Here is a 3,972-nt window from a genome sequence, read left to right as displayed (position 1 = left end):
CTGGTTTGGCTGATTTTCCGCTGATTTTGTTTGGACGTGAATTGCATTAATTATTCAACTTCTCCCGATAGCTATCGGGATTCAATTTCAATTTCATTGTTGGAACGCGGATGACACTGGTTTGGCTGATTTTTCGCTGATTTTGTTTGGACGTGAATTGCATTAATTATTCAATTTCGATTTTATTGTTGGAACGCGGATGACACTGATTGGGCTGATTTTCCACTGATTTTATTTGGACGTGAATTGCATTAATTATTCAACTTCAACTTCTCCCGATAGCTATCGGGATTCAATTTCAACTTCTCACAGAATTATCAGGATTGAAGGGAATACAATCAGAGATGTTTTTTTGTAATGTGCTAACATGAAAAAGCAACACCTGCCTTAAAAAGACAGGTGCTGCTCTCACCTAACCAACTAATTATGAAAAAATCCTTACGGACTTTCTAAACACCAACAAAGTGTTGATGTTTACTGATTATGATCTTCGCTTTTAACCAATTCTGCTTGGTTTCTAAAGACCAGTTTGTCATTGAATGAATCCAATAGGACGATACTATCATTTTTAATTTTCCCGGCCAATAATTCCTTACTCAATTCGTTCAGTACTTCTTTTTGAATCACTCGTTTTACAGGACGTGCGCCATATTCGGGATTGTAACCTTGTGTAGCAAGATATTCGATGGCTTCATCTGTAGCGTCGAAGGTAATCCCTTGGTCTGCCAACATTTTGGTTAAACCTTTAAGTTGAAGGCCAACAATTTCAAGAATATTCTGTCTTGACAACGGCGTAAACATAATGATGTCATCAATTCTATTTAAAAACTCGGGGCGTACACTTTGTTTTAAAAGTGCCAACACATCCACTTTTGCTGATTCAATGGCTGAGTTGAGGTCTTTTGTAGCTTCAAAACGCTGTTGAATAATGTCACTTCCCATATTGGATGTCATGATAATGATCGTGTTTTTAAAGTCAGCAACACGCCCTTTATTATCCGTCAATCGACCTTCGTCTAAAACTTGTAATAAGATATTGAAAGTATCCGGATGCGCTTTTTCTATTTCATCGAGCAAGACTACCGAATATGGTTTTCTTCTCACGGCTTCAGTAAGCTGTCCGCCTTCATCGTAACCCACATATCCTGGAGGTGCGCCAATCAATCGGCTCACGCTATGGCGTTCTTGGTATTCGCTCATATCTATTCGTGTCATGGCGTTCTCGTCGTTAAAGAGGTATTCGGCCAAAGCTTTTGCCAATTCCGTTTTTCCTACACCGGTGGTTCCCAAAAAGAGGAAAGTACCGATAGGTTTTTGAGGGTTTTGCAATCCGGCGCGACTTCTTCTTACCGCATCACTCACCGCCGTAATCGCTTCATATTGACCCACCACACGTTTGTGCAATTGATCTTCCAATTTCAAGAGTTTTTCCCGATCACTTTGTAGCATTTTGGTCACAGGAATACCGGTCCATTTGGCTACAACCTCTGCGATGTCTTCATAAGTTACTTCCTCTTTGATCAAAGAACTTCCCGATTGGTTTTCTTGCAATTCATGTTGCAGTTTTTCAAGTTCGGCCTGTGCTTCCTTGATTTTGCCGTAGCGGATTTCAGCTACTTTTCCGTAATCACCTTCACGTTCGGCGCGCTCGGCTTCAATCTTGAATTCTTCGATATTGGATTTCGCAATTTGGATGTTGTCCACAACTTCTTTTTCACTCATCCATTTGGCATTCATTTCATTGCGTTCTTCCTTAAGATTAGCAAGATCGGAGCGTAGCGATTTTAATTTATTTTCATCTTTTTCACGCTTAATGGCTTCGATTTCAATTTCCAGCTGCATCACTTTTCGATCCAATACATCCAGTTCTTCAGGTTTTGAATTGATTTCCATGCGCAGTTTTGAAGCCGCTTCGTCCATCAAATCAATGGCTTTATCCGGAAGGAATCGGTTGGTGATATAGCGTTCGGATAATTCTACCGCGCCAATAATAGCTTCGTCTTTAATACGAACTTTATGATGGGTTTCGTACTTTTCCTTGATGCCACGGAGGATGGAAATTGCACTTTCAGTATCCGGTTCATCCACCATTACCTTTTGGAAACGACGTTCTAATGCTTTGTCATTTTCAAAATACTTTTGATATTCGTCCAACGTAGTTGCTCCAATGGCACGGAGTTCTCCTCTGGCCAATGCCGGTTTTAAGATATTAGCGGCATCCATGGCGCCTTGACCACCACCTGCACCCACAAGGGTATGGATCTCGTCAATAAACAGGACGATATCACCATCACTTGAAGTCACCTCTTTGATGACTGCTTTAAGGCGCTCTTCAAACTCGCCTTTATATTTGGCGCCGGCAATAAGGGCGCCCATATCCAGGGAGTACACTTGTTTATCTTTTAGGTTTTCAGGAACGTCGCCATCTATAATTCGGTGCGCTAAACCTTCGGCGATTGCTGTTTTTCCTGTACCCGGTTCGCCCACAAGAATAGGATTGTTTTTGGTGCGGCGGGATAAGATTTGAAGGATTCTTCTTATTTCTTCATCACGGCCAATAATAGGATCCAACTTGCCATCTTTAGCCATTTGGTTGAGGTTTTTGGCATATTTGTTCAGGGAATTGTAGGTCTCTTCCTGACTTTGTGAGGTGACATTATCGCCTTGGCGAAGTTCGTCGATGGCAGCGTTTAGTGCTTTTTCGGTAACGCCTTGGTCTTTGAGCATTTGGGCGATTTTGCTGTTCGATTTAAAAACAGCAATGATCAAATGTTCAATGGAGACATAATCATCTTTCATTTTCTTGGCAATGATGGCTGCTTCATTGAGTGTTTTATTGGCTTCTCTGGAAAGCATAAGATCGCCACCGCTCACTTTTGGGAAGCTTTCCAATTGCTTGTCCAAAGTTTGTTGTAGCAGATTGATGTTAACATTCAATTTTTTGAGAAGGAACGGCAATACGTTTTCGTCAACTTCAAAAATAGCCTTAAAAATATGCTCGTTTTCTATTTGTTGGTGGCCATAACTTTGCGCAAGCTGTTGCGCAAGTTGGATGGCCTCTTGAGATTTAATGGTATAATTGTTAAAGTTCATATATTAGGATGTTGTGTTTTATATTAATTGTCTAATTTTCCAAAAGCATATTTCAATTATCTTACCAATACAAATTGTAGGACAAAAAGTCATAAAAAAAGAATAAGTCAATGACGTTTAGTCAGTAGGTGAGGTTTTGTAAGGTTTAGGAAAAAGTTATTTAAAGATAATTAAAAGTAAAGAAATTTACCGTTAAGGGAATGGTAAAAGTTTAAGGTTATCAGATGATCGGTTGTCGGTTATCAATTGTGTAATTAAAAAAAATGTCATGGGATTATTAGGGAAATTATTTGGTGCTTCGACAGGCTCGGGAGAATCAAAGCAAGAGGAAGCAACGCCTTGGATTGCTTTGAACAGTATGGAACAATTGGATGCGATTGTTGAAAATTCGAAAACCAAAACGCAGCTCATTTTTAAACATTCTACACGTTGTGGAGTTAGTAGAATGGTGATAAATCAATTTAAAAAAGATTACAAGCTTTCCGAAAATGACGCTGATCTCTATTATTTGGATTTGTTGAATTTTAGGGCGATTTCTAATGCGATTGCGGAGAAATTTCAAGTGAGGCATGAATCGCCACAATTACTGGTCATTAAAAATGGTGTGGTCGTGGCGCATGACAGTCATGGTGGGATTAATAGATTAGCGTTGGGGGAGTTGGTGTGAAGTGTGTAATGCTTTTAATATGCTAAAAAACAAAGGCTTAAATTAATATTATGAATTTTACAGAATTCACGGATTTAATAGGCAAAGATATCTTTGAAGCGCATAAGTTAATTGAAGAGGATTTTAACATTGATCCTGAGAGTAATAATCTTTATTTCATGGGGTCGGGCACTTATAAATATTTTTATGATATGCCTGCTTATTATATACCA

2 protein-coding genes are annotated in these 3,972 nt (G+C 39.2%); one reads left to right on the top strand and one right to left on the bottom strand.

The window, feature by feature from the left end; all coding sequences use genetic code 11:
* Positions 1-474: 474 nt before the first annotated feature.
* The gene (gene clpB / locus VNJ50_RS13270; RefSeq protein WP_325582697.1) at positions 475-3,093 is read right to left on the bottom strand and encodes an ATP-dependent chaperone ClpB; all 2,619 of its coding nucleotides are present in this window, start codon (positions 3,091-3,093) and stop codon (positions 475-477) included.
* Positions 3,094-3,361: 268 nt separating this feature from the next.
* Here clpB and ytxJ point away from each other — a divergent pair, with 268 nt between their 5' ends.
* The gene (gene ytxJ, locus VNJ50_RS13265) at positions 3,362-3,760 is read left to right on the top strand and encodes a bacillithiol system redox-active protein YtxJ (protein ID WP_325582695.1); all 399 of its coding nucleotides are present in this window, start codon (positions 3,362-3,364) and stop codon (positions 3,758-3,760) included.
* Positions 3,761-3,972 lie beyond the last annotated feature (212 nt).

The organism is Gelidibacter sp. (assembly GCF_035577925.1).
Taxonomy (GTDB): domain Bacteria; phylum Bacteroidota; class Bacteroidia; order Flavobacteriales; family Flavobacteriaceae; genus Gelidibacter.
This window is presented reverse-complemented; position numbering and strand designations above follow the sequence as displayed.

Bases quoted from the DNA above. Each gene is read 5' to 3' on its own strand.
- clpB (WP_325582697.1), bottom strand. From the start codon at position 3,093: ATGAACTTTAACAATTATACCATTAAATCTCAAGAGGCCATCCAACTT.
- ytxJ (WP_325582695.1), top strand. From the start codon at position 3,362: ATGGGATTATTAGGGAAATTATTTGGTGCTTCGACAGGCTCGGGAGAA.